Here is a 25,068-nt window from a genome sequence, read left to right on the forward strand (position 1 = left end):
CCCTGGATGGGTGCACTGACTCACGAGTCGCTCGTGGAGTATCTGCTGGAGGAGGCCTATGAAGTGGCCGAGACCATCGAGACGGGTGCGGATGAAGCTGAACTGAAAGGCGAGCTGGGCGATGTGCTGCTCCAGGTGGTGCTGCACGCCCGGCTCGCCGAGGAGCGAGGCGTGTTCGGCTTCGGTGACGTCGCCCGCGGCCTCACCCATAAGATGATCCGCCGCAATCCCCACGTGTTTCGTCCGGACGGAACCCTCCAGGACTCCTTTCCCGCCACGGTGGCGGAGATCGTGCTCAAGTGGGACGCCGTGAAAAAGGCCGAAAGCCCGCAGCGCAGCACGCCGTTCGAAGGCATCCCGGTGGCTCTGCCCGCGTTGGCCCGGGCCCAGAAAACCCTTGACCGGGCCGAGCGGGCCGGGCTGCAAGCCCCGGTGGTAGAACGAACCCCGTTGGTTGAACGAACCCCGTTGGTTGAACGAACCCCGTTGGTTGAACGAACCCCGTTGGTTGAACGAACCCCGTTGGTTGAACGAACCCCGTTGGTTGAACGAACCCCGTTGGTTGAACGAACCCCGTTGGTTGAACGAACCCCGTTGGTTGAACGAACCCCGTTGGTTGAGCTTGTCGAAACCGCTCTGGCCGAAACGATAAAAACCGAAGCCGAACTCGGCGAGCTGCTGCTCGCCGTCGTCCATTCGGCCCGGAACAGGGGGTTCGACGCCGAACGCGCCCTCCGCGGGGCCGTGCGGCGATACCAGAACCGCCATCCGGAGACTTCCGCGCCCGGATCATGACGTCCGGGTTCTGGATAGGTTTCCGTAACGTGCACCACTCTCGACTACGCTAGTCACTGACGAGGACGTCGAGATTTTTTCCCCTAAAGTCCCCAGTAAATCGCCCACAAGGAGCACATCCATGGCGCTTATCGATGCCATCCACGCCCGCGAGATCCTCGATTCCCGTGGCAACCCCACCGTCGAAGTTGAAGTTCTCCTCTCCGACGGCCAGATCGGCCGCGCTGCCGTTCCGTCCGGTGCGTCCACCGGCGAGCATGAAGCCGTTGAACTGCGCGACGGCGACAAGGGCCGCTACCTCGGCAAGGGTGTCCAGAAGGCCGTTGACGCCGTCATCGACCAGATCGCCCCGGCCCTGACCGGCTTTGACGCCACCGACCAGCGCAGCATCGACCAGGCCATGATCGACCTGGACGGCACCGCCAACAAGGCCAAGCTGGGCGCCAACGCCATCCTCGGTGTCTCCCTGGCCGTTGCCAACGCCGCGGCAGCTTCCGCCGACCTGCCGCTGTACAAGTACCTGGGCGGCCCGAACGCCCACGTCCTGCCCGTTCCGCTGATGAACATCCTCAACGGCGGCTCGCACGCGGATTCCGACGTCGACATCCAGGAATTCATGATCGCCCCCATCGGCGCCGAGACCTTCTCCGAGGGCCTGCGCTGGGGCGTCGAGGTTTACCACAACCTCAAGTCCGTGCTGCAGCAGAAGGGTCTCTCCACCGGCCTTGGCGACGAGGGCGGCTTCGCCCCGAACCTGCCGTCCAACCGCGCTGCCCTTGACCTGATCCAGGAAGCCATCAAGAACGCCGGCTACACCCCGGGCACCGACATCGCCCTGGCCCTGGACGTCGCCTCCTCCGAGTTCTTCAAGGACGGTGCCTACCAGTTCGAAGGCAAGGCCCTGAGCGCCGCCGAGATGAGTGCCTACTACGCCGAACTCGTTGCCGATTACCCGCTGGTTTCCATCGAGGACCCGCTGGACGAGAACGACTGGGAAGGCTGGAAGATCCTCACCGACACCATCGGTGACAAGGTCCAGCTGGTGGGCGACGACCTGTTCGTCACCAACCCCGAGCGCCTGCAGCAGGGCATCGACGCCGCCACGGCCAACTCCCTGCTGGTCAAGGTCAACCAGATCGGCTCATTGACCGAAACCCTGGACGCCGTTTCCCTGGCCCAGCGCTCCGGTTACACCACCATCACCTCGCACCGCTCCGGCGAAACCGAGGACACCACGATCGCCGACATCGCCGTTGCCACCAACGCCGGCCAGATCAAGACCGGTGCCCCGGCCCGCTCCGAGCGCGTTGCCAAGTACAACCAGCTGCTGCGCATCGAAGAGGAACTCGACGACGCCGCACGCTACGCAGGCCGCAGCGCGTTCCCGCGTTTCAAGGCCTAGTAGCCAAAGAAACAGCTGACCGGTGGCTATGGTGGAAAGACCATAGCCACCGGTTTTGTTTTAGGCGCCCACACGTTACAGGAGTGTCATGGCTACCCGCCGTCCCAAAGTTCCCAGGGTGACCCCACCAGCACAGCAGCCCTCCGCCGGCTCTGCCGGGGGAGACGTTATCCAGGCGGACTTCCGCGGCCCCCGCTCGGCGCAAGCCACCCACGAAGCCGGAACGGGAACGGCACACGAGACCAAGGCAGCGGGCAGGGCCAACGGCGCTGGTATCCAATCTGGCGTTGCTGCGAAGACTGGCACGGGTTCCAGGGGCGCCACGGGCGCGAGTACCACAGGCGCCGGTGCGAAGGGCTCAGGTACGAGGGGCACCGGTTCAGAGGCTGGCGCTGCCCCAAAAGCTGGCGCGGGCACCCAGGCTAGCGCCGGAAAGACAGGCAGCAGCCGCGGAAAGTCCGGATCATCCGCCGTCACCGCCGGGGAAGACAACCTCGACCCTGTTCCTGCCAAGGCGTTCTCCGGCCGCATGCTGGCGCTGGCCGTGGTGATGGTTGCCATCACCATCATGCTGGCCCCCACCGTGAAGATCTTCATCGACAAGCGGGCAGAAATCGCGGCCCTGGAGTCGGACATCTCGGACAGCAAGGCGGACCAGGACAACCTCAAACGGCAGGTCTCGCGCTGGCAGGACCCCAACTATGTCAAGCAGCAGGCACGCGATCGCATTAACATGGTTATGCCGGGTGAGACCGGCTACTGGGTTTTCGGCAGCGACCTGCCGGCCGGCGCATCAGGCAGCCAGCCCAGTGCTGCAGAAACACAAGACCCCGCCGACGTGCCCTGGGTGGATTCCCTCTGGGAGTCCATCAGGCGCTCGGCAACAGACTAGGAGCGGCGCCCGCCGCGGGACTGCCTACCGGAATTTCGGGGCAGCCAGATCCGGGCAGGAAGGACGGCCACGCCAGTGGACGACAACACGGCAACCGCCCCCGGTGACGCCAGGCAGCCATCAGCACAGGACCTCGACGTGCTCAGCCGCCAGCTTGGGAGGCCGGTGCGCGACGTTGTGGAAATCCCGGCGCGCTGCGTCTGCGGGAACCCGCTTGTGGCCGCGACATCCCCGCGCCTCAGCAACGGAACTCCCTTCCCCACCACGTTCTACCTGACGCACCCCGTCATCACGTCAGCGGTCTCCCGGCTTGAGGCCGGCGGCCTCATGAACGACATGAATGACCGGCTTGCCGCCGACGAGTCCCTGGCAGCCTCCTACCAAGCGGCGCATGAGGCATACCTGGCTGCCCGTGCCGCCATCGGGGCACGGTCGGGGATCGGCGACGTCCCGGAGATCGACGGCGTCTCGGCGGGCGGCATGCCCACCCGAGTCAAGTGCCTGCACGTCCTGGTGGGACACTCGCTGGCCGCCGGTGCGGGCGTGAATCCGCTGGGCGACGAAGCCATCGCAGCCATCAGCGAATGGTGGACCGCCGACCGCTGCCACTGCGAGGGTGCATGGGACACGGCCGGCGAGGCGCCGTCCAGGGACCTCAGCCGCCACGGGCCGCAGGGACTGCCGGATATCGTCGGCCGGCCGGCGCCCGTCCGCAAATCCAAGACGGACGCAGCGGAGGCAGGCGCATGACCCGGGTGGCCGCCATCGACTGCGGAACCAACTCCATCCGCCTGCTCATCGCCGACATCGACCGCAGCAACGGCACCACGAAGCTCACCGACGTCGTGCGTGAAATGCGGGTGGTGCGGCTCGGCCAGGGCGTGGACGCCACCGGGGAGCTGGCGCCCGAAGCGCTGGAACGAACCTTCGCAGCCACGGCCGACTACGCGGCGCTCATCCGCGAGTACCAGGCCCAGAAAGTCCGGTTCGTGGCCACCTCGGCCAGCCGAGACGCCCGGAACCGCCAGGCGTTCGTGGACGGCATCCAGAACCTCATTGGGGTGGAGCCCGAGGTGATCACCGGCCACGAGGAAGCCGCGCTTTCCTTCGCCGGCGCCAGCAGCGTGCTCCCCATTTCGGCAGAGGACAAGGTGCTGGTGGTGGACCTGGGCGGCGGCAGCACGGAGTTCGTGCTCGGCGACGCCAGCGGCGTGATCGCCGCAAGGTCCGTGGACATCGGCTGCGTCAGGCTCACCGAACGCCACCTCACATCGGACCCCGCCCACGACGGAGCAGATCGCCGCCGCGGAGGCCGACGTCGACGCCGCCATCGCCGAAGCGCGACTGGACGTTCCGCTCGAACGCAGCACCGCCGTCGTCGGGGTTGCCGGCTCTATCACCACCATCACTGCGCACGCCCTCAGGCTGCCCGAATACCTGCCGGGGGCCATCCACGGCGCAGAACTGTCCATCTCCGCTGTCCAGGCCGCGGCCACCGATCTGCTGCAGATGACGCGGGCGCAGCGGGCGGAACTGCCGTACATGCACCCCGGCCGGGTGGACGTCATCGGCGCCGGCGCGCTGGTCTGGCGGCGCATCCTCACCCGCATGGGCGAGCTCAGCGGCGGCCGCATAATTACGGCCACCGCCAGTGAGCACGATATTCTGGACGGAATTGCCCTGAGTGCCGAGGCACCGAGTTAACCGAAAATTGGATTCTGAATGACCAGAGCAACAGCCCGGCTTCGCCGGACGGTCTCGGCCCTTCTGTCCGCGGTGCTTGCCGGTGGCATCGCCGCGTCCGCCGTCGCCACCGCACCGGCCGCGCAGGCCGATTCCTGGCGGGACAAGGAGTACTGGCTCAAGGAAGCCGGCATCACCAAGGCCTGGGAAGTCTCCAAAGGCGCCAACGTGAAGGTCGCTGTGATCGACAGCGGCGTGGACGGAAGCCATCCTGACCTCAAGGGCGTGCTGGCCGGCGGCCATGACGTTTCCGGTGCCGGCGCCCCCGACGGCGAGAAGAGCATCGGTGCCAAGCCCGAGCACGGCACACTCGTGGCCACCATGCTTGCGGGCCGCGGGCACCAGGCGCCGAAGAAGACGTCGGCCAGCTCCAAGCCCTCCCAGAACGCCACCGCGACGGCATCCAAAGCCATGCCGGACGGCATTATCGGCGTGGCGCCCGAGGCGCAGATCCTCTCCGTATCCACTTGGCTGGGATCGGCCAACCCTGGCGGCAAGAGCGACCAGGACCAGATCCCGGAGGCTGTGCGCTGGGCGGTGGACAGTGGCGCAAAGGTCATCAACATTTCGCTGGGCAGCACGTCGCCGGAGTGGCCGCAAAGCTGGGACGCCGCCTTTCTGTACGCCGAGCAGAAGGACGTGGTCATCGTGGCCGCGGCCGGTAACCGCGTCGGCGGCAACGTGCAGGTGGGGGCTCCGGCCACCATCCCCGGCGTGCTGACCGTTGCCGGCGTGGACCGGACCGGACAGGCGAGCACCGATTCCTCCTCCCAGGGCATCAGCATCGGCGTGGCCGCGCCGGCGGAGAAGCTCGCCGGCGGACTGCCCGGCGGCAGCTACGCGGAATGGGCCGGCACGTCCGGTGCCACCCCCATCGTCTCCGGCGTTGCGGCGCTGATCCGCTCCAAGTGGCCGGAGATGAGTGCCAAGCAGGTCATCAACAGGATCGTCTCCACCGCCAAGGACGAGGGCGCGCCGGGCAAGGACCCGCTGTACGGCTTCGGGGTCCTCAATGCGGAGGCTGCGCTCAAGGACGATGTGGCCGAAACGAAGGCCAACCCGCTGGGTTCCATCGCGGAGTGGATCCGTGTCCACCGGCGCGGGAACTTTGCCACTCCCGCGCCCGAGCCGACGGCAGGGGTGCCCACCCCGCAGGCTACGCTGCCCAAGGCGACGGTGCCGGTCGCCGTGCCGCCGTCACAGCTGGACAGTGCGTTGCCGGCGGCAGTGGTCATCGGGTTCGGCGCGCTCTTCATAGCCATTATTGCGGCGGGTGCTGTCCAGTTGAGGCGGGCCTATCGTGCGTCGGGCGGGGGAGTGGACGAGCCGGAGACTGGCGCGGTCACGAGGGTGGATCCGGCAGACCGGCCAAGTTAGTGAAGATTTTCACAAAGTACTGTATTCTGGAGTTATGGCAACCACCCCACAGCTCCAGGATCGTCCGCGTGTGCTCGTCGTCGGCGGCGGGTACGTCGGCCTCTACGTAGCCCTCAAACTGCAGAAGAAGATCGCGAACGCAGGCGGCATCGTCACTGTCGTTGATCCGCTGCCCTACATGACTTACCAGCCCTTCCTGCCGGAAGTTGCGGGCGGAAACATCGAGGCCCGCCACGCAGTGGTCTCGCACCGCCAGCACCTCAAGCAGAGCGAGCTCATCCAGGGCCGCGTCGTCTCCATTGACCACGCCAACCGCACGGCCGTGGTTGCCCCTGCTGACGGCGGCGACAACTTCGAGATGCCGTACTTCGACGTCGTGCTTTCCGCTGGCGCCATCACCCGCACGTTCCCCATCAAGGGCCTGGCGGACAAGGGCATCGGCCTGAAGACCATCGAGGAAGCCGTTGCGCTGCGCAACAAGGTCCTTGACCGCATCGAGGTCGGTTCCACCATGACCGACCCCGCCGAACGCGCCCGCGCCCTGACCTTCGTGGTGGTGGGTGGCGGCTTCGCCGGCATCGAGTGCATCACCGAAATGGAAGACCTCGCCCGCGCTGCGGTGAAGAACAACCCGCGCGTCAAGCAGGAGGAAATCCGCTTCGTCCTCGTAGAGGCCATGGGCCGCATCATGCCCGAGGTCACCGCGAAGCAGGCCGAATGGGTTGTGGAGCACCTCCGCAGCCGCGGAATCGAGGTCCTGCTGAACACGTCGCTGGACAACGCCGAGGGCGCCCTCAAGCTCATCAACCTGCCGGACAAGACGCTGGCCCAGGAATTCGAGTCCGACACCCTCGTGTGGACCGCCGGGGTCCAGGCCAACCCGATGGTCCGCTCCACCGATTTCCCGCTGGAACCCCGCGGCCGCGTCCGCGTCCTGCCGGACCTGCGCATCTCGGGCGACGAAGGCATCATCGACAACGCCTGGGCTGCCGGTGACATCGCCGCGGTTCCCGACCTGACGGGCGCTGGCCTGCCGGACGGCACCTGTGTTCCCAACGCCCAGCACGCGCTGCGCCAGGCCAAGCGCCTGGCCAAGAACCTGTGGGCTTCCCGCTGGGACAAGCCGCTCGTCGACTACAAGCACAAGAACCTCGGTGCTGTGGCCGGCTTCGGCGAGTGGAAGGGTGTTGCCAACATCAACCTCCTCGGCCGCATCGGGCTCAAGGGCCCCCTCGCCTGGCTGGCCCACCGCGGTTACCACGGCATGGCCATGCCGACGTTCGAGCGCAAGTTCCGCGTGATCTTCAACTGGATCCTGAGCTTCTTCGCGGGCCGCGACACCACCCAGCTGCTGGACCTGGACAACCCGCGCGGCGCCTTCGTGGCCGCAGCTACCCCGGCGCCCAAGCCTGCTGCCGCGGCTCCTGCCGCACCGGCGCCGGCTGAGAAGGCTCCGGCCGACAAGCCTGCGGACCCGGCCCAGGGCGGCGCCAAGGATCCTGTCAAGGCTGAAGCCAAGTAACCCTTAGGCAAAAATAACGACGGCGGCCGTTCCCTTTCGGGGGGAACGGCCGCTTTCGCGTTTCCCTGGGCCGTTCCCCGGTGGGGGAGCCCCTCCCCGACACGGGCAGGGTGCACACATAGACTGGCTCCATGACGGGTGAAAAGAACCTCCAAACGCTCCTCGCATCGATGCATCCCGTGCTCCGGGCCGGGGAGTACGTCTACGTTCTGTGGCCGCACGGCAAACCGTTGGCGGGGCACATCGAAGCCGCCGTCCGGGAAGCCGAGGGGCTCACGGTGGTCCTGCCCCGGGCCGAAGCGGAGGCGCTGGAGCTGCCCTACGATTTCGTCGCGGCCTGGATCACCCTGGAGGTCCACTCTGCCTTGGAGGCCGTAGGCCTGACCGCGGCCGTCAGCAGGGCCCTGACCCAGGCCCGGATCAGCTGCAACGTGCTGGCCGGCTTCCACCACGACCACCTCTTGGTGCCGGTAACCGACTCGGCGCGGGCGCTGGAGGTCCTTTCCGAGCTCGCGGCCGCCAACGCCCCCGAGCCCGAACCGGTGCGGGAAGTGGTGCTCCGCAGCGAGCAGCCCCGGGACCGCGACGCCGTCCTTGCCTTGACCGCCGAAGCCTTTGCCGTTTCACCGGTCACCCGACTGCCCGTGGACGGGGAGCCTGTTGAGGTCAAGGTGCTCCGCGAGCTGTTCGTCGCCGAGGAGTACCTGCCGGAGTTCAGCATCGTCGCTGAACTGGACGGCGAAATCGTCGGGCATGTAATCAGCACCCGCGCGTGGGTGCAGGACCTCGAGCTGCTGGGGCTCGGGCCCATCGGCGTGACGCCCCGGCTGCAGCGCCACGGTATCGGCTCGGCGTTGATGCGCGAAACTGTCGTCCGTGCCAACGCTGCGGGGGAGAAGGGCATCGCGCTGCTGGGAAGCACCGACTATTACCCCCGGTTCGGCTTCGTCCCGGCGTCGTCCCTGGGCATCGAGGCGCCGGACAGAAAGTGGGGCGACCACTTCCAGCTGCTGCCACTCGCTCTGTGGCCCGGCGGGGTGCACGGCACATTCCGGTACGCAGGGCCCTTGTCCGCCGTCTGAGGCGATACGATTGACCGGGCGCCCCAGTAGCCCAATTGGCAGAGGCAGCGGACTTAAAATCCGCGTGTTGTGGGTTCGAGTCCCACCTGGGGTACAACTTCTCTCCTCCGCGACGCCGGTGTTCCAATATGCAACGACTGTTATGAGGATGTGACCTTAGTCACTTATTTTCACGCTCGAATTGCATTAGCTTGAACTTAACTCAGGAACCCCTGACCAAAATCGCATCAAAGGCCGTTCGCACCTTTCGATCGAGGAGACTCTAAATGATTTCACTCCCCCAGACGGCGCCACGGGTCGCTAAGATCACTGTGCTTAGCATCGGCGTCGCCCTTCTGGCCACGGCTTGTGGTGGCGGTTCCACCCCGAGCGCGACAGAATCCTCCGCAGCGGCCGGCGGCATCGCGTGCCCTGCACCCAGTGCCACGGCCGGGGCGACCAGCACCGCCAGTGAAACCGGCGGCGTACCGGCAGCAACTACCACCACTCCCACTGCGCTGAAACTTGGGTCGCTCCTGCCGACGACGGGGTCGCTGGCGTTCCTCGGCCCGCCAGAAATCGCCGGCGTGAACCTCGGCATCAAGGAGGTCAACGACGCCGGCGGCGTGCTCGGCAAGCCGGTGCAGGTGGTCCATCGCGACTCCGGCGACACCAAGACCGACATCGCCACGCAGTCCACCACGGCACTTCTCGGCCAGGGTGTCAGCGCCGTCATCGGTGCTGCCTCCTCGGGTGTGTCAAAGACCGTGATCAACCAGATCACCGGCGCGGGCGTGGTCCAGTTCTCGCCGGCAAACACCTCGCCGGACTTCACCACCTGGGATGACAAGGGCCTGTACTGGCGTACGGCTCCGTCCGACGTCCTGCAGGGCAAGGTGCTGGGCAACTACATGGCCACCTGCGGCGCCCAGACTGTAGGCATGATCGTCCTGAACGACGCCTACGGCACGGGCCTGCAGAAGAACATCAAGGCCGCCTTTGAGGCAGCCGGCGGCCAGGTCGTGGCCGAGCAACTCTTCAACGAGGGTGACTCGCAGTTCAGCAGCCAGGTGGACAAGATCATCGCCGCCAAGCCGGACGCCATTGCCCTGATCACCTTTGACCAGGCCAAGAGCATTGTTCCGCTGCTGACCGGCAAGGGCATCAAGCCCTCGCAGCTGTTCATGGTGGACGGCAACACGTCCGACTACAGCAAGGACTTCCAGGCAGGCACGCTGAAGGGCGCCCAGGGAACCATCCCCGGCACCTTCGCCAAGGATGACTTCAAAAAGAAGCTCCTCGCCATCGACCCGGCACTGAAGGACTACAGCTATGCCGGTGAGTCCTACGACGCGGTCAACCTGATTTCGCTGGCGTCCGAGGCCGCCAAGAGCACCAAGGGTACGGAGATCGCCAAGCAACTCAAGGCAGTCTCCGAAGGCGGCGAGAAGTGCACGGACTTCGCGTCCTGTGTCACGCTGCTCCGCAACGGCAAGGACATCGACTACGACGGCCAGTCCGGTCCGGTGACCTTCTCCGACGCCGGTGACCCAACGGAAGCCTTCATCGGCATCTACGAGTACCAGGACGACAACAAGTACACGCCGGCCAGGGAAGAGTTCGGCAAGCTGTAAGCCGTTTTCCCTTCGCACGCAGAGGCCCCCGTCCAGCCGGACGGGGGCCTCTGCGTGCTACGGTATTTAGTCCTCGTCGGCCAGCGTTCCGAGATACAGCTGGATGACCTTCGGGTCCTTCATGAGTTCACGGCCGGTGCCCGTGTACGCGTCCCTGCCCTGGTCCAGGACGTAGCCGCGGTCGCAGATCTGCAGGCAGCGGCGCGCATTCTGCTCCACCATGATCACGGACACGCCCGCTCGGTTAATCTCGTGCACCCGCAGGAAGGTCTCATCCTGCTTGACGGGGGAGAGGCCGGCCGAGGGTTCGTCCAGCAGCAGCACTGCCGGCTCCATCATCAGGGCCCGTCCCATCGCCACCATCTGCCGCTCGCCGCCGGACAGGGAGCCCGCACGCTGCGCCCTGCGTTTCCCGAGTTCCGGGAAGAGGCTGGTGACGAAGTCGAATCGCTCTGCGAAGTCCTTGGGCCGCTGGAACATGCCCATCTGCATGTTTTCCTCGATGGTGAGCGTGGCGAAGACGTTGTTGGTCTGCGGCACGAAACCCACGCCCTGGGTCACCAGCTTGTTGGCCTTCAGCCCCGTGATGTCACGGCCTCTTACCACCACAGAGCCGGAGTGCACCTTCACCAGGCCGAACATGGCCTTCAGCAAAGTGGACTTGCCGGCCCCGTTCGGGCCGATTATGCCAATCAGTTCGCCCTTCCTGGCCTCGATGCTGCACCCGTTGAGGATGTTGACGCCCGGGAGGTATCCGGCCACCAGATCGGAGACCTTAACGACGACGCCGTCCTCGGCTGCGCTGCTTGCGGCCGGGGCCGCGCTCGTGGCACTCATTCCTTGTCCTTATCTGTATCGATGGCCGATGAACCCCGGGGCTTGAGGTCGGGCACCACGGCGTCCACGGCGATGATGCCCGCGTCCTCGGTGCCGACGATGGATTCCTCGTCCGCCGCGAGTTCCTGCTCCAGCGCCTTGATGCCCTCAGTGGCGCCGAGGTCGACGTCGTGGTGGGCGCCCAGGTAGGCGTCGATGACGGCGGGGTTCTTCATGACCTCGCCCGGCGGCCCTTCGGCCACGATTTTTCCCTCGGCCATGACCACCACCCAGTCCGCGATGTGCCGGACCATGTGCATGTCGTGCTCCACGAAGAGGACTGTCATGCCCTCGGACTTGAGGTTCTTTACGTGGTCCAGCAGCGACTGCGTCAGCGCCGGATTGACCCCTGCCATGGGTTCATCCAGCATGACCAGCTTGGGCCTGACCATCAGGGAGCGGGCCATTTCCAGCAGCTTGCGCTGGCCGCCGGACAGTGACGCCGCGTAGTCATCCTTTTTGGTATCGAGCTTGAACTTCTCCAGTAGGACGTTGGCGTGCTCGGTGATTTCCTTCTCGCGGCCGCCCCAGATGTTCTTGAACAGGGCCTTGGACAGCCGCTCGCCCGGCTGATTGGAAGCGCCCAGACGCATGTTTTCCATGACCGTCAGCTTGCCCATGACCTTGGTGAGCTGGAACGTGCGGACCATGCCCATCCTGGCCACCTTGTAGGAGGACACCCCGGCGATGCTCTGGCCCTCAAACTGCCACTTGCCGGAGTTCGGTGTGTCGAATCCGGTGAGCAGATTGAACAGGGTGGTCTTGCCGGCCCCGTTGGGGCCGATCAACGCGGTGATTTTGTGCCGCGGGATCTCCAGGTAGTCGACGTCGACGGCGTTGATGCCGCCGAAGCTGCGCGTGACGTTTTCGGCGACGACGATGGGGTCCCGCTTCTTGCAGCCGGGGGTGTTGTCCCCGAGGGCAATCGGCCGGGCGTCCGTCATGTAGTCGACGCCCTCTTCCATTGATTCTTCGCTGTGCTTGCTCATGCGAACGCGAGCTCCTTCTTGTTGCCAAAGACACCCTGCGGCCTGAAGATCATCAGCAGCATCAGAGCGATGCCCACCAGGATGTACCGCAGCTGGCCGGCCTGGACCGTGGTCAGCCAGGTCACCGCGCCGGATTCGATGAGACCGTAAAGGACGCCCTGCGTGAGGGACAGGACCACCCAGAAGATCATGGCGCCGATTACCGGCCCCAGGACCGTGGCCATGCCGCCCAGCAGCAGGCTTGTCCAGAGGAAGAAGGTCAGTTCGGTGCCGTAGTTGGCGGGCTGCACGGCACCGCGGGGGAGCGTGAAGATCATCCCCGCCAGCGCGCCGAAGATGCCGCCGATTACCAGCGCCTGCATCTTGTGCGCATATACGTTCTTTCCGAGTGAGCGCACCGCGTTCTCGTCCTCGCGGATGCCCTTCAGCACGCGCCCCCAGGGGCTGCGCATCAGGAGCCAGACAAGAACGCAGCCGACGGCCACGAGTCCCCAGCCCACCACCCGGATGAAGAAGTCACGGTTGTTCATGCCGAAGTAGGAGCCCTCGGGGAACGGGTTCATCGAATAGAACCCGCCCTCAAAGGCGGCGAGGCCGTTGGCTGAACCGGTGACGGACGTGAGCTGGTTGGTGGTGACGACGTAGCGGACGATTTCCGCTGCCGCGATGGTGACGATGGCCAGGTAGTCCGCCCGGAGCCGGAGGGTGGGAATGCCCAGCACCAGCGCAAAGAGCACTGAGCAGACGACGGCGATCAGCAGGCTCACGAAGAAGGGCGTCCGGAGGGTGAGCGTCGAGATGGCGAAGCCGTAGGCCCCCACTGCCATGAAGCCGGCCTGCCCGAAGTTGAGCAGGCCCGAGTAGCCGAAGTGCACGGCGAGGCCGAGCGCGGCGAGGGCGTAGGCCGCCGTCGTGGGGCTAAAAAGCTCGCCCGCGGCGCTGGAAAGGATGAATCCGAAGTCCATGGCTGTCTCCTAACCCACGCGCTCGCGACGGCCCAGGATGCCCTGGGGCCGGAACAAGAGGACAACGATCATGATGAAGAGTGCTCCCACGTATTTGAGGTCGGCCGCAAGGCCGAAGACGGTGGTCAATTCGACGAAGATGCCGACGATGATGGATCCGACGAGGGCGCCGAAGACGGTGCCAAGGCCGCCGAGGGTCACGCCTGCGAAGATGAGCAGCAGGATCTGGGAACCCATGTCGAAGGTGACGCCCGGGCGGTAGTAGGCCCAGAGGATGCCCCCGAGTGAGGCCAGCATTCCGCCCGTGATCCAGACGATCCGGATGACGGAGTCGACGTCGATGCCGGAGGCGGCGGCCAGGGCTGGGTTGTCGGCCACCGCCCGGGTTGCCTTGCCCAGCCGCGTTTTCAGCAGCACAATGCCGATGAGGGCGATCACGATGGCGCTGATGATCAGGGACCACAGGTTGTTGGGGGAGATGGAGACCGGGCCAATCTGAATTTCCGCACTCTGCGCGAACGGCAGTTGCTGGGTGGCCCCGCCGAAGTAGAACTGGATGATGTAGCGGACTGCCAAGGCGAGGCCGATGCTGACGATCATCATGGGCACCAGGCCGGTGCCGCGGCGGCGCAGGGGCCGCCAGAGCCCGGCGTCCTGCGCGTAGCCAAAGAGTCCGCCGCCGAGCAGGGCCAGGATGATGGCCAGCCAGAAGGGCAGGTTCATGGCGCTGAATCCGAAGACGAGCACGGCGCCGAGGGTCACCATCTCGCCGTGCGCGAAGTTGGTGAGCCCGGTGGTGCCGAAGATCAAGGACAGGCCCACAGAGGCCAGTGCCAGCAGCAGGCCGAAGCTAAGGCCGGCCACGAGCCTGTTGAGGAGGTTCTGGCCAAAGTCCTGCTGCTGCACCACGATGCCCTTGCCGAAGGTGAAGATGACTGAGAGGTTTGATGTCTGGCTGAAGGCGACGGTACGGGGATTCGACTGGCCTTCGGCGAGCTTGATTCCCTCCGGAAGCGTGGATTCGTCCAGTTGGATCACGTAGCTGCCCTGGGTGGGAACGCCTATCCGCCAGGAACCGTTGGCGCTCGAGGTTGCCTCGCCGGTGAAGTCACCGCTCTTGGCGGTGATCTTGACGCCCTCGAGGGGGCGCCGTGCGTCGTCGCGGAGGAAGCCGCTGATGCTGTTCTGAAACTGCTGGTTCGACGGGGGTGGCGTCGGAGCTGGAGTCCCAGCCTGCGCTGCCGGCGCTGCGGCCAGCAGAAGTGCCACGACGGCGGAGGCAATGGCCCCCCATACCTTCAGCAGCCCGGCCGGCCGCCGGATAGGCAGGCCTCTCGGTGTGCGTCTCAAATTGAAAACCTCCACGTGGGGGTGGTTGCGTCTGCGTCGTTGCAGCCGCTGCGAACGGAGGGTGGCGGATATCGGTGCTGGTGGAGCGGGTCTTGACTAGCTGTGATATCCGTCACCCTGACCCGCTTATCGTACAGCGCAAGCAGTACAAACCGCGTGGGCGGAGCTGGCCATCAGATAGCGATCCGGTAACAACTCAAAAGCCCGCTGCCCGGGCGGAACTTTCCCTGCCGCTGGCGCGTAGGAATTGATAGCGTGAGCTTTAGGACCATCACTCAACCCCATATATGGAGGACACCCGCAATGGCACTTGGCGGAAACCCGATCTTCAACGGAAAGAATTTCCGTGGAGCCACCCAGGCACCGCCTGTCCCGCAGGCGTACGGCCAGAACAACTACGGCCAGGGCCGCGTTCCCGGCCAGGTCATGGACGCCCAGTCCGGCTGGATGTCGCAGCAGCAGAACATGAGCCAAGACCAGCTGCAGCAGATGTACAACCGGCCTGCCGCCGGCCCGGCCGAAACCGGGCGGATGACCTTCGACGACGTCATCGTCAAGACCGCCATCTGCCTCGCGGCAGTGGTGGCCGGTGCCGCCGTCACGCTGGTCGTGGGCCAGTCCCTCGCCAGCCTGCTCATGATCGTCGGCGCGCTGGGCGGCTTTGTGCTGGCTCTCGTCAACACGTTCAAGAAGCAGCCATCGCCTGCCCTCATCCTGGCCTACGCCGCCCTCGAGGGCCTGTTCCTCGGCGGCCTGACCCGCATCCTTGACGGGCTGTACCCGGGCGTCGGCCTGCAGGCGGTCATCGGCACGCTGTCCGTCTTCGCCGTGACGCTGGTGCTCTTCAAGAGCGGCAAGGTCCGCGCCACGCCCAAGGCGATGCGCTTCTTCATGATCGCCACCATCGGCTACGCGGTCTTCGCCCTGATCAACATGATCATGATGTGGACCGGTGCCGTGGATTCCCCCTTCGGCCTGCGCACGAGCTTCCAGATCTTCGGCATTCCGCTGGGTGTCTTCATCGGCCTGCTCGCGATCGGCCTCGCCGCGTTCTCGCTGATCATGGACTTCACTAGCATTGAGGCGGGCGTCCGCAGCGGAGCGCCGGAGCGCTTCTCCTGGACCGCCGCCTTCGGCCTGACCGTGACGCTCGTGTGGCTGTACGTGGAAATCATCCGCCTGCTGGCCATCCTCCGCGGCGACGATTAGCCGGCATCCCGCCGTCGTCATTCAATAGCACCAGCAACTCAATAGCACCAACAGCGAGTGGGTCCCGCAAACCGGCGGGGCCCACTCTCGCGTCAAGGCTGGAGTTTTTGTCCACTTATTTGGACTTGAGGGGCCATTTGGAGCCATTATCTGTACAAAAAACTCCAACGGGAGGCTAGGTGAGGCGCTCCAGCACCACGGCCATGCCCTGCCCGCCGCCAACGCACAAAGTGGCGAGGCCCAGCGTTCCGTCCGTCTCGCGGAGGCCGTTGAGCAGCGTGGTGGTCATTCGTGCACCGGTCATGCCGAACGGATGACCGAGCGCGATGGCGCCGCCGTGCACGTTGAGCTTCGCGGGGTCGATTTTCAGTTCGCGGGCGCTGGCCACCACCTGGACGGCGAAGGCCTCGTTGAGCTCCACCAGATCGATGTCGTCGATGTCCAGGCGGGCGCGGGCGAGCGCCTGCCGGGAGGCTTCCACCGGCCCCATCCCCATCAGCTCGGGGGACAGGGCGGTGGCAGCGGTGGAGACGATTTTTGCCAGTGGCTCGAGCCCCAGGTCCCGGGCCAGGTCGTAGCTCATGACGACCAGGGCGGCGGCGCCGTCATTGAGCGGGCACGCGTTGCCTGCGGTGACAGTGCCCTCCCGCCGGAAGACCGGCTGCAAGGCGCTGACGGCTTCCAGGGTGACGCCTGGCCGCGGCGAATCGTCCCGGTCCACCAGCGTGCCGTCGCGCCGCTCGTACGGCGTGATTTCGCGGGAATAGAAGCCGGAGTCGATCGCGGCCTCGGCACGGTTCTGGCTCAGCACGGCCCATTCGTCCTGGTCCGCGCGGCTGATCCCGTAGGAGGTGGCCACGTTCTCGGCTGTCTGGCCCATGGCGATATAGATATCCGGCATCCGGCCGCCCAGCCGGGGATCCGTCCAGGGCGTGTTGGACTCGGCGCGAGCGGCCGTCCGGTGGCGGGCCGGTTCGAACAGCGGGTTGTGGTTCCCGGCTCCGGTTTCGCCCGCCCCGGCCCAGTCCTGGTAGCGCGATACGGCTTCGACGCCGGCCGCCACGAACGCCTGGCCCTCGCCCGCCCGGATGGCATGGAAGGCCATCCGGAGCGTCTGCAGGCTGGAGGCGCAGAACCTGTTGACCGTGGCGGCGGGCACGTTGTCCAGGCCGGCGAGGATGGTGACGACGCGGGCCATGTTGGAGCCCGCCTCGCCGCTCGGTTCGGCGCAGCCGAGGTACAGGTCGTCCAGGCCGGGCCCGCTGTCCCCCGTGGGGTCGAATGCCGGCAGCTTGGCCAGCGCCGCCCTGACCATGGCCGCGGCCATATCGTCCGGCCGCTCGTCCTTCAGTGAGCCCTTGAAGGCGCGGCCGATCGGGCTCCTGGCGGTTGAAACAATGACTGCTTCAGGCATGCGACCAGCCTACGCCCGTACTCCCGCTTGAACAGCTACGCCAGCCGCGTGGCCCCGGCCGCCGGGGTGACCGTGAAGATGTCCGGCGCGGTGTACCCCGCTTCCGCAAAGGCCCTTACGACGGCGGTACGCACCTGCTGCTCCTCGCTCACCGGAGTCAGGGCGAGGGCGGCCCCGCCGAAACCTCCGCCGGTCATCCGGGCGCCGATGGCGCCGTTTGCCCGGGAGGCCTCGACGGCGAGATCGAGTTCAGCGCAGGAAATTTCGAAGTCGTCGCGCATGGATGCATGGCTGGCGTCGAGCAGGGCGCCGATTGCCGATGGGCCTTGCTGCCCCAGGAGTTCCACGGTCTGCAGCACGCGGTCGTTCTCGGTGACGACGTGCCGGACGCGGCGGAAGGTGACCTCGTCCAGCAGCCCGCTGGCCTCTTCCAGGTCGCCCGGCGTGACATCGCGCAGAGCCTTGACGCCCAGCACCTCGGCACCCAGTTCACAGGAGGCACGGCGGGAGGCGTAGCCGCCGTCGGCATGGGAATGCGAAACCTTGGTGTCGATGACCAGCAGGACGAGGCCGGCAGCCTCGGCCTCGAAGGGAACCAGTTGGACGCTCTGGTCGCGGCAGTCCAGGAACACAGCGTGGCCCTTCGAACCGCGCAGGGAGGCGGACTGATCCATGATGCCCGTGGGTGCACCGACGAAGTCGTTCTCGGCGCGCTGGGTGGCCAGCACCATGTCCTCCGGTCCCAGGCCTGCGCCGGTGAGGTCATTGAGTGCCGAAATCACCGCGCATTCAATGGCGTGCGAGGAGGACAGGCCGGCGCCGAGGGGCACGTCGGAATCCAGCAGCAGGTCGAGGCCCGGCACGTCGATGCCGCGCTGCTGCAGGGACCAGATGACGCCCAGCGGGTACTTGGTCCAGCCCTTGGCCGCCGGGCCCGCCAGCGAAGCGGTGTCCGCCGTCGTGAGCCCCTGGCCGCCGTAGGTCGAGAGCAGTCGGATGGTGGAGTCGGGGCGGACCCCTACGGCCACGCGGGCGGTCCTGTCGATCGCGAAGGGCAGCACGAAGCCCTCGTTGTAGTCAGTGTGTTCGCCGATCAGATTGACCCTGCCGGGAGCTTGCCACACGCCGTCGGGCTGGCGGCCGAACGTCGAGTGGAATTGGGCAGCGAGGCCGGTGGTGGCGGGGGCGGTCATGCGTGGGCTCCTTCGATGAGGCCGGGGGCGGCCGGAGCGAGCGCCTCGGCCGGGGATGCCGGAACGGTGGCCGAGCGGAGTAGTTCCGCCACCTGTTCGGGAGTGGTGTCGTTGATGAAGGCGCCCATGGCCGCCTCGGAGCCGGCAAGGAACTTGAGCTTGTCGGCTGCGCGGCGCGGGGAGGTCAACTGCAGGTGCAGGTAGCCGGCAGGGCGCAGCACCTCATCCACCGGGGCCTGATGCCAGGCCGAAATGTAGGGCGTCGGGGTGGGGTAGAGGGCGTCGAGGCGCTTGAGCAGGTCCAGGTAGACGTGCGCCAGCTCGTCCTTCTCCTCCCCGGTTAGCCCGGCCATGTCGGGGACCTGGCGGTGCGGAACGAGGTGGATCTCCAGCGGCCACCGGGCCGCGAACGGAACGTACGCGCTGAAGCTGTCGCTTTCCAGCACCATCCGGCTGCCGTCCTCCCGTTCAGAGCGCAGCAGCGAGCCGGTCAGCGTCTGCCGTCCGCCGGCGTCGTCATAAAACCTACGCGCAGCGGCGCCCATGACGGAGGCGCGCGGCGTGACATAGGGGTAGGCGTAGATCTGGCCGTGCGGGTGGTGCAGGGTGACGCCGATGTCTGCGCCCCGGTTCTCGAACGGAAAAACCTGCTTGATCCCGGGCAGTGCGCTGAGGGCTGCCGTCCGATGCGCCCACGCCTCCACCACGGTGCGGGCGCGGGTTTCGCTCAGGCCGCTGAAGGATCCTGTGTGCTCCGGGGTGAAGGTGACAACCTCGCACCGTCCGAAGGCGGGGCCCGTGGTGCCCCAGCCAGGGCTGGCGGGGACCGGGCCCAGGGCCGGGCCGAGGGAGGGAAAGCGGTTCTCGAACACCACGACGTCGTAGTCCGGGGCAGGGATCTCCGACGGGTTGGCGCCCGTGGTGGGGCAGATAGGGCACTGGTCAGCGGGCGGCAGGTGAGTGCGCGTCTGCCGGTGGGCGGCCACGGCCACCCACTCGCCGGTCAGTGCGTCGTACCGGACTTCGCCGGGCTCCCCACGGGGCGGGAGGTCCCTGCGGTCCTGCGTGGCCTCGACGGAGCGCGGGCGGGGTGTACCGGCGTCGTCGAAATAGAGCAATTCGCGGCCGTCGGCGAGCTGGGTACTGGTGATGTGGGTCATGCATCATTTCCTTTGAACGCGATAGCCGACGGCGTCTGGCCGTCCGGGAGGCGGGGAGTGGAGGGGGCGGGTGTTAAGGGGTCTGGCGTTGCGGGAGCGGGGATCCCGGCGGCAGCAGTTATACGTGCCAGCCGCAGCTCGCCGACGGACTGCCGGAGCAGTTCCTCGGCGGCCGGGCCGGCGGAGCCTGTGCTGATCCGGTCGTCGGTGATGAGGATGCCGACAGCTGACAGCGGGGCGATCCCGGCGAGCCCCACGCTCCCGTACTTCGTGGCGTCTGCGAGCACCGCCACCTTGTCCGACGCCGCGATCATGGTGGCGTTGACCTCGGACTCGAGGAGGTTCGGTGAGGTGATGCCGGCCTTCGGGTCGAAGCCGTGCACGCCCATGAAGCACAGGTCGGCGTGCAGAGTGTCCAGGGCGTGCACCGTTACCGGGCCCACAAGCGCCTCTGAGGGTGTGCGCTGGCCGCCCAGGACCACGGTGCGGATGCCGCCGTCGCCTGCCGACGCCAGGGCGCTAGCCACCATGAGGGAGTTGGTGGCCACCGTGAGCCCGAGGTCCCGGGGGAGTAGCCGCGCGAGCTCATGGGTGGTGGTGCCGCCGGAAACCAGCAGGGTCATGCCGGGGCGGAGCAGCGTGAGGGCCTCCGCGGCGATGGCCCGTTTCGCCTCCGTTTCCCGGGCCGCCTTGGCGCCGAAGCCCGGTTCGAGTGCACTGAACGCGGCAGCGCGTGTGGCGCCGCCGTGAACCCGCAGCAACTGGCCTTCGGCGTCGAGCGCGTCGATGTCGCGCCGAACGGTCATTTCGGACACGCGGAGCAGGTCCGCGAGTGCCGCCACCCGGACGGTGCCTTCGGCGTCGAGTTCCTGGAGGATGAGGTGCTGCCGCTGGGTTGCGAGCACGTTGCTCCTCCTTTCCTTGCGGGCTCAGCTGCCTGTGCGCCCGGTCACTGTTTGTGGCTGTTCCCATTGTGGCACAATCGATCAAAAACAAATACTTTCTCACAAAAGATAACAGGAGCTGCTCCTTCCAGGCGGTGCATGCGTTGTGGGGCGTGCGTTGTACGGTAGGTCCATGACTCCCGGCGCGACTTCTGAAACCAGCGATTCCCCGACGGCCAGTGATGCCCCGACGGCGCGGCAGCGCTACGCCACGGGCAGGCAGTACGAGCTCAGGCGGGGCGATGCGCTCGCCGTGGTCACCGAGCTGGCTGCCGGGCTGCGGTGGTACAGCCGCGGAGATGTCCAGCTGACGGAGTCCTACGGGGACTCCGACATTCCGCCCGGCGCCACGGGCATCACCCTGGCACCGTGGGCCAACCGGATAGAGGACGGCCTCTGGCACCTGGACGGCAAGAAGCAGCAGCTGGACATCACCGAGGTTTCCAAAAACAACGCCAGCCACGGGCTTCTGCGCAACGCGTCGTACTCGCTGGTCGACGAATCCGAGTTCGCCGTGACCCTCGAGGCGACCGTCTTCCCGCAGCACGGCTACCCCTTCCTGCTGCGGCACCGCGTAGAGTACTCCCTGGCCGAGGACCTGGGCCTGGAGGTGCGGCAAACGCTGGTCAATGATGCCGAGGCCGAGGCGCCGTTCGTGCTGGGCGCGCACCCGTACCTCCGGCTCGGTGATGTCCCTTCCGAGGACCTCACCCTGACGGTGGACGCCGCAACGCGGCTGGTGGCGGATGAGCGGCTCATCCCGCGCAGCTCGGAACCCGTTTCGGCGGACAGCGACCTGCGGCAGGGGAGGACGGTGGGGGACGTGGATCTCGACGCCGCCCTTACGGGCCTGGCGTTCGACGGCGGGATCGCCAGCCACACGCTGACCGCGCCGGACGGCCGCAGCGTCAGCCTGTGGCAGGACGAGACCTGCCCGTTCGTCCACGTGTTTGTCAGCCGCATCTACCCGGGCCGGTCCGCGGCCGTGGCTGTGGAACCGATGACGGGTCCGGCCAATGCCTTCAACTCCGGGGACAGCCTCCGCTGGCTGACGCCGGGGGACTCGTTCACCATCACCTGGGGTATCCGCGCTGACCTGGCTGGTGCCTAAGCCGAGGAGGGCCCGCCCTGGGCAGTGACCGACCTGCGCGGTGACTGACCCGCGCGGTGACCGGACCCGCGCAGTGACCGGACTCGCGCGGTGACCGGACCCGCACGGTGACCGACCCTGGCAGTGCACAGTCGGGCCGTGGCGCGTTTCCCATAGCCGGGCGGCTAGGGAAGTATTGGGCTATGACGCCACCAAAGGACGCCACACCAGACGATGCAGCCAACACGACAGGCAGTGGAAGTGCCACGGGCGGGGCGAGCACGCCAGGCGCTGCCCGGCCCTTCGGGCGCCTGGAGCCGCGGCGCATCAGGACTGACCGTGACCTTGAGCAGGACATTCCTTACGGCGTGCGCATTGCGGCGGCATGGGCCTGGCGGCTGGGGCTGATCCTGCTGATTACCGGTGCCCTGGTCTGGCTGCTGGCCAAGGTCAGCTTCCTCATCATTCCCGTCATGGTGGCGGCACTGCTTGCCGGCCTGTTGAGCCCCGTGGTGCGGAGGCTGCGGGAGTCGCGTCTCCCCAACGGGGCCGCCGTCGCCATCACGGTTCTGGGCTTCATCGGGCTTATCGCCGGTTCCCTTGCCCTGGTGGGCCGGCAGCTGGCCCTCGGTTTTCGCGAGCTCTGGAATCAGGCGCTGACCGGGATCCAGCAGATTCAGGACTGGCTGGCCGAGGGGCCGCTGCACCTGAGTGCGGCGCAGATCGACCAGTACATCAAGGAGGCCACGGCGGCGCTGCAGAACAACAGCAGCAGCATCCTCAGCGGGGCGCTCTCCTTCGGCAGCACGGCCGGGCACTTCGCTGCCGGTATGGTGCTGGCGCTGTTCATCATGATCTTCTTCCTCCTCGAAGGCAGCCGCATTTGGGCGTTCCTGGTCCGGCTGCTGCCCCGTCGGGCCCGCGTCGCCGCTGACGGCGCCGGGCGGCGCGGCTGGGCGTCCATGGTCAGCTATGCCCGGATCCAGATGTTCGTGGCCTTCGTGGACGCCGTCGGCATCGGTGCGGGCGCGGCGATCATCGGGGTGCCGCTGGCACTGCCCCTGGCCGTGTTGGTCTTCATCGGCTCCTTCATCCCCATCGTCGGTGCGCTCGTGACGGGTGCCATCGCGGTGCTGCTGGCCCTCGTGGCCAACGGCCCGGTCAACGCACTGATCATGCTGGGCATCGTGCTGCTGGTGCAGCAGCTGGAAAGCCACATCCTGCAGCCACTGGTCATGGGCAAGGCCGTCGCCCTGCATCCGGTGGCCGTGATCCTGTCCGTTGCCGCCGGTTCCTACCTCGCCGGCATCCCCGGGGCGCTGTTCTCGGTCCCCATCCTGGCCGTAGCAAATTCGGCGATTCGGTATATTGCTGGCAGAACGTGGGAACATGAACTTGTGCCGGCTGCCGCGGGTACCGCAGGCCTGACCCCAGCCGACGAGGACAACACCTTCAAGGATGTCCGGCTGCCGGGCTCGCAGTCCGGCCACGGCAACGCTGCCGGCACTGCACACGGCACCCCGGGCGGCAAGGCCGCTCCCGGTGCCGACGTCGAATCACCCAAAGGAGAATAGTTCGTGAACACCCCCGAAAGCCTTCCCGTCACGTTGGACGATGTCCTTGAGGCGCAGAAGCTGCTGGACGGGATTATTGCGCGGACCCCGGTGGAGTCTTCCCGGGCCCTGGGCGCCATGGTGGGCGGCGAGGTTTACTTCAAGTGCGAGAACCTGCAGCGCGCCGGCTCCTTCAAGGTGCGCGGCGCCTACGTGCGGATGGCGCGCCTCTCCGAATCGGACAAGAAGCGCGGCGTGGTGGCGGCTTCCGCCGGCAACCACGCGCAGGGCGTGGCCGTCGCCGCCAAGAGCCTGGGCATCAAAGCCCGCATCTACATGCCGCTCGGTGTTGCACTGCCCAAACTCGCCGCGACACGCAGCCACGGCGCCGAGGTGGTCCTGCACGGACACAACGTGGATGAGGCCCTGGCAGAGGCCCAGCGTTATGCCGACGATACCGGCGCAGTCTTCGTCCACCCCTTCGACAACGTGGACGTCGTGGCCGGCCAGGGCACCCTCGGGCTGGAGATCCTCGAGCAGGTGCCCAACGTCGACACCATCCTGATGGGCGTCGGCGGCGGTGGCCTGCTGGCCGGCGTCGCGGTGGCCGTCAAGGCCCGCGCCAAGGAACTCGGCCGCGACATCCGCATCATCGGCGTCCAGGCAGAAAACGCGGCCGCGTACCCGCCGTCGCTGGCAGCGGACGCCCTGGTGCCGCTCAAGAAGGTTTCCACCATGGCCGACGGCATCGCCGTGGGCCGTCCCGGGCAGCTGCCGTTCAGCATCATCCGCGAACTGGTGGACGATGTGGTCACCGTCAGCGAAGACTCCCTGGCCCGGGCCCTGATCTTCCTGCTGGAACGCGCCAAGATGGTCGTCGAGCCCGCCGGTGCGGTGGGCGTGGCGGCCCTGATGGACGGCAAGATCGAGAACCCCGGAACAACAGCCGTCGTCCTGTCCGGCGGCAACATCGACCCCATGCTGATGCTCAAGGTGATCCAGCGCGGGCTCTCTGCCGCCGGCCGGTACATGACCGTGCGGATGATGCTTGATGACCGCCCGGGCTCGCTGGCCACCATTGCCCGCATCATCGCCGAGAACGACGCCAACGTTACCGGCCTCGACCACACCCGCGTGGGTGGCTCCATCAGCATGGGCGACGTCTCCATCACCGTGAACCTCGAGACCAAGGGCCACGAGCACGGCGAACAGGTCCTCGGCGCCCTGCGCGCCGAGGGCTTCCAGCCAATCGTGGTGCACTAGGAGCCACCATGCTGGACAGCCCGCGAGAGGCATCCGCCACCAGGGAAACGGCTGCCGCCCGTGCCAAGGGCGGGCTGCTGGTGGTGGGATCGTTCGTGGCGCTCCTGTTCGCCATCGAGCTGCTCAACACGGTGCTGCTGCACTCGCTGAACGGCGTCTTCGGGCTCAGGCCCAGAAGCGCCGACGGCATCCTGGACGTGTTCACCTTCCCGCTGCTGCACGCCAACCTCAATCACGTGCTGTCCAATGCGCTGCCGCTGATCATCTTCGGGTTCCTGGTGTTTCTGTCCGGGATCCGGGTCTTCCTCACGGCCGTTGCCTGCAGCTGGCTGGGCTCCGGGCTGGCCGTTTGGCTAATTGGCGCCGGCGGAGTCACCGTGGGCTCGTCCGGCCTGGTCTTCGGCCTGTTCGCGTTTCTCTTGGTGCGCGGATTCTTCAACCGCAGCTGGTGGCAGATCCTTCTCTCGGTGGTGCTGTTCCTGGCCTACGGCAGCATCCTTTTCGGGATCATTCCGAACATTGCAGGATACGTGTCCTGGCAGGCCCACCTCGGCGGCGCCGCAGGCGGCGTCCTGGCCGCCGTCGTGCTGCGGGCGCGGGCATCCCGGCGCTGAATGCCTTTAGCGCGTCTTAAAG

The 25,068-nt window shown here is 66.8% G+C and carries 20 protein-coding genes, 1 tRNA gene and 2 pseudogenes; 15 read left to right on the plus strand and 8 right to left on the minus strand.

Annotated elements, in window-relative coordinates; translation table 11 throughout:
• Positions 1–6: 6 nt before the first annotated feature.
• The 10 genes and pseudogenes from QFZ33_RS07690 to QFZ33_RS07735 form a co-directional block, all read left to right on the plus strand.
• Positions 7–441 (plus strand): annotated as a pseudogene (locus QFZ33_RS07690) (MazG nucleotide pyrophosphohydrolase domain-containing protein); the annotation flags it as partial.
• A 475-nt stretch (positions 442–916) separates the two neighbouring features.
• Positions 917–2,197 carry a phosphopyruvate hydratase gene (eno, locus tag QFZ33_RS07695; RefSeq protein WP_214849955.1) on the plus strand — a complete coding sequence of 427 codons (1,281 nt, stop codon included), beginning with the start codon at positions 917–919 and terminating at the stop codon, positions 2,195–2,197.
• A gap of 88 nt (positions 2,198–2,285) precedes the next feature.
• Positions 2,286–3,089: an FtsB family cell division protein gene (locus QFZ33_RS07700; RefSeq protein ID WP_307026298.1), complete on the plus strand. Its 804-nt coding sequence runs from the start codon at positions 2,286–2,288 to the stop codon at positions 3,087–3,089.
• A 75-nt stretch (positions 3,090–3,164) separates the two neighbouring features.
• On the plus strand, positions 3,165–3,839 hold the full coding sequence (locus tag QFZ33_RS07705; RefSeq protein ID WP_307026300.1) for a DUF501 domain-containing protein: 675 nt from the start codon (positions 3,165–3,167) through the stop codon (positions 3,837–3,839).
• Positions 3,836–4,793: pseudogene (locus QFZ33_RS07710) on the plus strand (Ppx/GppA phosphatase family protein). Before QFZ33_RS07705 ends, QFZ33_RS07710 begins: the two are co-directional and overlap by 4 nt.
• A gap of 18 nt (positions 4,794–4,811) precedes the next feature.
• A complete protein-coding gene (locus QFZ33_RS07715) occupies positions 4,812–6,209 on the plus strand; it encodes a S8 family serine peptidase (RefSeq protein ID WP_307026302.1) in 1,398 nt (465 codons plus the stop codon).
• Positions 6,210–6,243: 34 nt separating this feature from the next.
• Entirely contained in the window at positions 6,244–7,731 is a 1,488-nt protein-coding gene (locus tag QFZ33_RS07720) for an NAD(P)/FAD-dependent oxidoreductase (RefSeq protein WP_307026304.1), read from the plus strand.
• Between the two features lie 131 nt (positions 7,732–7,862).
• Complete coding sequence (locus QFZ33_RS07725; protein ID WP_307026306.1) at positions 7,863–8,813, plus strand: N-acetyltransferase; 951 nt, start codon at positions 7,863–7,865, stop codon at positions 8,811–8,813.
• Between the two features lie 20 nt (positions 8,814–8,833).
• Positions 8,834–8,907: transfer RNA gene (locus QFZ33_RS07730), tRNA-Leu, on the plus strand.
• 172 nt (positions 8,908–9,079) lie between these two features.
• The gene (locus QFZ33_RS07735; protein WP_307026308.1) at positions 9,080–10,426 is read left to right on the plus strand and encodes an ABC transporter substrate-binding protein; all 1,347 of its coding nucleotides are present in this window, start codon (positions 9,080–9,082) and stop codon (positions 10,424–10,426) included.
• A 66-nt stretch (positions 10,427–10,492) separates the two neighbouring features.
• On the opposite strand, the gene QFZ33_RS07740 is transcribed toward QFZ33_RS07735, so the two are convergent.
• The 4 genes from QFZ33_RS07740 to QFZ33_RS07755 are packed head-to-tail and all read right to left on the minus strand — an operon-like array spanning position 10,493 to position 14,561.
• Positions 10,493–11,263: an ABC transporter ATP-binding protein gene (locus QFZ33_RS07740; protein ID WP_307026310.1), complete on the minus strand. Its 771-nt coding sequence runs from the start codon at positions 11,261–11,263 to the stop codon at positions 10,493–10,495.
• Positions 11,260–12,291, minus strand: a complete 1,032-nt coding sequence (locus QFZ33_RS07745) for an ABC transporter ATP-binding protein (RefSeq protein ID WP_307026311.1) — start codon at positions 12,289–12,291, stop codon at positions 11,260–11,262. Before QFZ33_RS07745 ends, QFZ33_RS07740 begins: the two co-directional genes overlap by 4 nt.
• Positions 12,288–13,256: a branched-chain amino acid ABC transporter permease gene (locus QFZ33_RS07750; RefSeq protein WP_307026313.1), complete on the minus strand. Its 969-nt coding sequence runs from the start codon at positions 13,254–13,256 to the stop codon at positions 12,288–12,290. Before QFZ33_RS07750 ends, QFZ33_RS07745 begins: the two co-directional genes overlap by 4 nt.
• A 9-nt stretch (positions 13,257–13,265) precedes the next feature.
• Complete coding sequence (locus QFZ33_RS07755; protein WP_373427338.1) at positions 13,266–14,561, minus strand: branched-chain amino acid ABC transporter permease; 1,296 nt, start codon at positions 14,559–14,561, stop codon at positions 13,266–13,268.
• 348 nt (positions 14,562–14,909) lie between these two features.
• Here QFZ33_RS07755 and QFZ33_RS07760 point away from each other — a divergent pair, with 348 nt between their 5' ends.
• Entirely contained in the window at positions 14,910–15,815 is a 906-nt protein-coding gene (locus tag QFZ33_RS07760; RefSeq protein WP_307026316.1) for a Bax inhibitor-1/YccA family protein, read from the plus strand.
• A 175-nt stretch (positions 15,816–15,990) separates the two neighbouring features.
• Here QFZ33_RS07760 and QFZ33_RS07765 read toward each other — a convergent pair whose 3' ends face one another.
• Genes QFZ33_RS07765 through QFZ33_RS07780 form a run of 4 tightly spaced genes read right to left on the minus strand, consistent with a single transcriptional unit; the run spans position 15,991 to position 20,487 of the window.
• Positions 15,991–17,229, minus strand: coding sequence for an acetyl-CoA C-acetyltransferase (locus QFZ33_RS07765; RefSeq protein WP_307026318.1), 1,239 nt, complete (start codon positions 17,227–17,229; stop codon positions 15,991–15,993).
• 35 nt (positions 17,230–17,264) lie between these two features.
• On the minus strand, positions 17,265–18,422 hold the full coding sequence (gene galK, locus QFZ33_RS07770; RefSeq protein ID WP_307026320.1) for a galactokinase: 1,158 nt from the start codon (positions 18,420–18,422) through the stop codon (positions 17,265–17,267).
• On the minus strand, positions 18,419–19,582 hold the full coding sequence (gene galT, locus QFZ33_RS07775) for a galactose-1-phosphate uridylyltransferase (protein WP_307026322.1): 1,164 nt from the start codon (positions 19,580–19,582) through the stop codon (positions 18,419–18,421). The genes galK and galT overlap by 4 nt, the downstream gene beginning before the upstream one ends.
• Positions 19,579–20,487, minus strand: coding sequence for a DeoR/GlpR family DNA-binding transcription regulator (locus QFZ33_RS07780; RefSeq protein ID WP_307026325.1), 909 nt, complete (start codon positions 20,485–20,487; stop codon positions 19,579–19,581). The genes galT and QFZ33_RS07780 overlap by 4 nt, the downstream gene beginning before the upstream one ends.
• Positions 20,488–20,659: 172 nt before the next feature.
• Between QFZ33_RS07780 and QFZ33_RS07785 the strand changes: the two genes are divergently transcribed.
• The 4 genes from QFZ33_RS07785 (at position 20,660) to QFZ33_RS07800 (ending at position 25,046) form a co-directional block, all read left to right on the plus strand.
• Complete coding sequence (locus QFZ33_RS07785; RefSeq protein ID WP_307026327.1) at positions 20,660–21,637, plus strand: aldose 1-epimerase family protein; 978 nt, start codon at positions 20,660–20,662, stop codon at positions 21,635–21,637.
• Between the two features lie 182 nt (positions 21,638–21,819).
• A complete protein-coding gene (locus QFZ33_RS07790; protein ID WP_307026329.1) occupies positions 21,820–23,190 on the plus strand; it encodes an AI-2E family transporter in 1,371 nt (456 codons plus the stop codon).
• Between the two features lie 3 nt (positions 23,191–23,193).
• The gene (ilvA, locus tag QFZ33_RS07795; RefSeq protein WP_214850020.1) at positions 23,194–24,432 is read left to right on the plus strand and encodes a threonine ammonia-lyase; all 1,239 of its coding nucleotides are present in this window, start codon (positions 23,194–23,196) and stop codon (positions 24,430–24,432) included.
• An 8-nt stretch (positions 24,433–24,440) separates the two neighbouring features.
• A complete protein-coding gene (locus tag QFZ33_RS07800) occupies positions 24,441–25,046 on the plus strand; it encodes a rhomboid family intramembrane serine protease (protein ID WP_307026331.1) in 606 nt (201 codons plus the stop codon).
• Positions 25,047–25,068: the final 22 nt, after the last annotated feature.

Source organism: Arthrobacter globiformis (assembly GCF_030815865.1).
GTDB classification, from domain to species: Bacteria; Actinomycetota; Actinomycetes; order Actinomycetales; family Micrococcaceae; genus Arthrobacter; species Arthrobacter globiformis_B.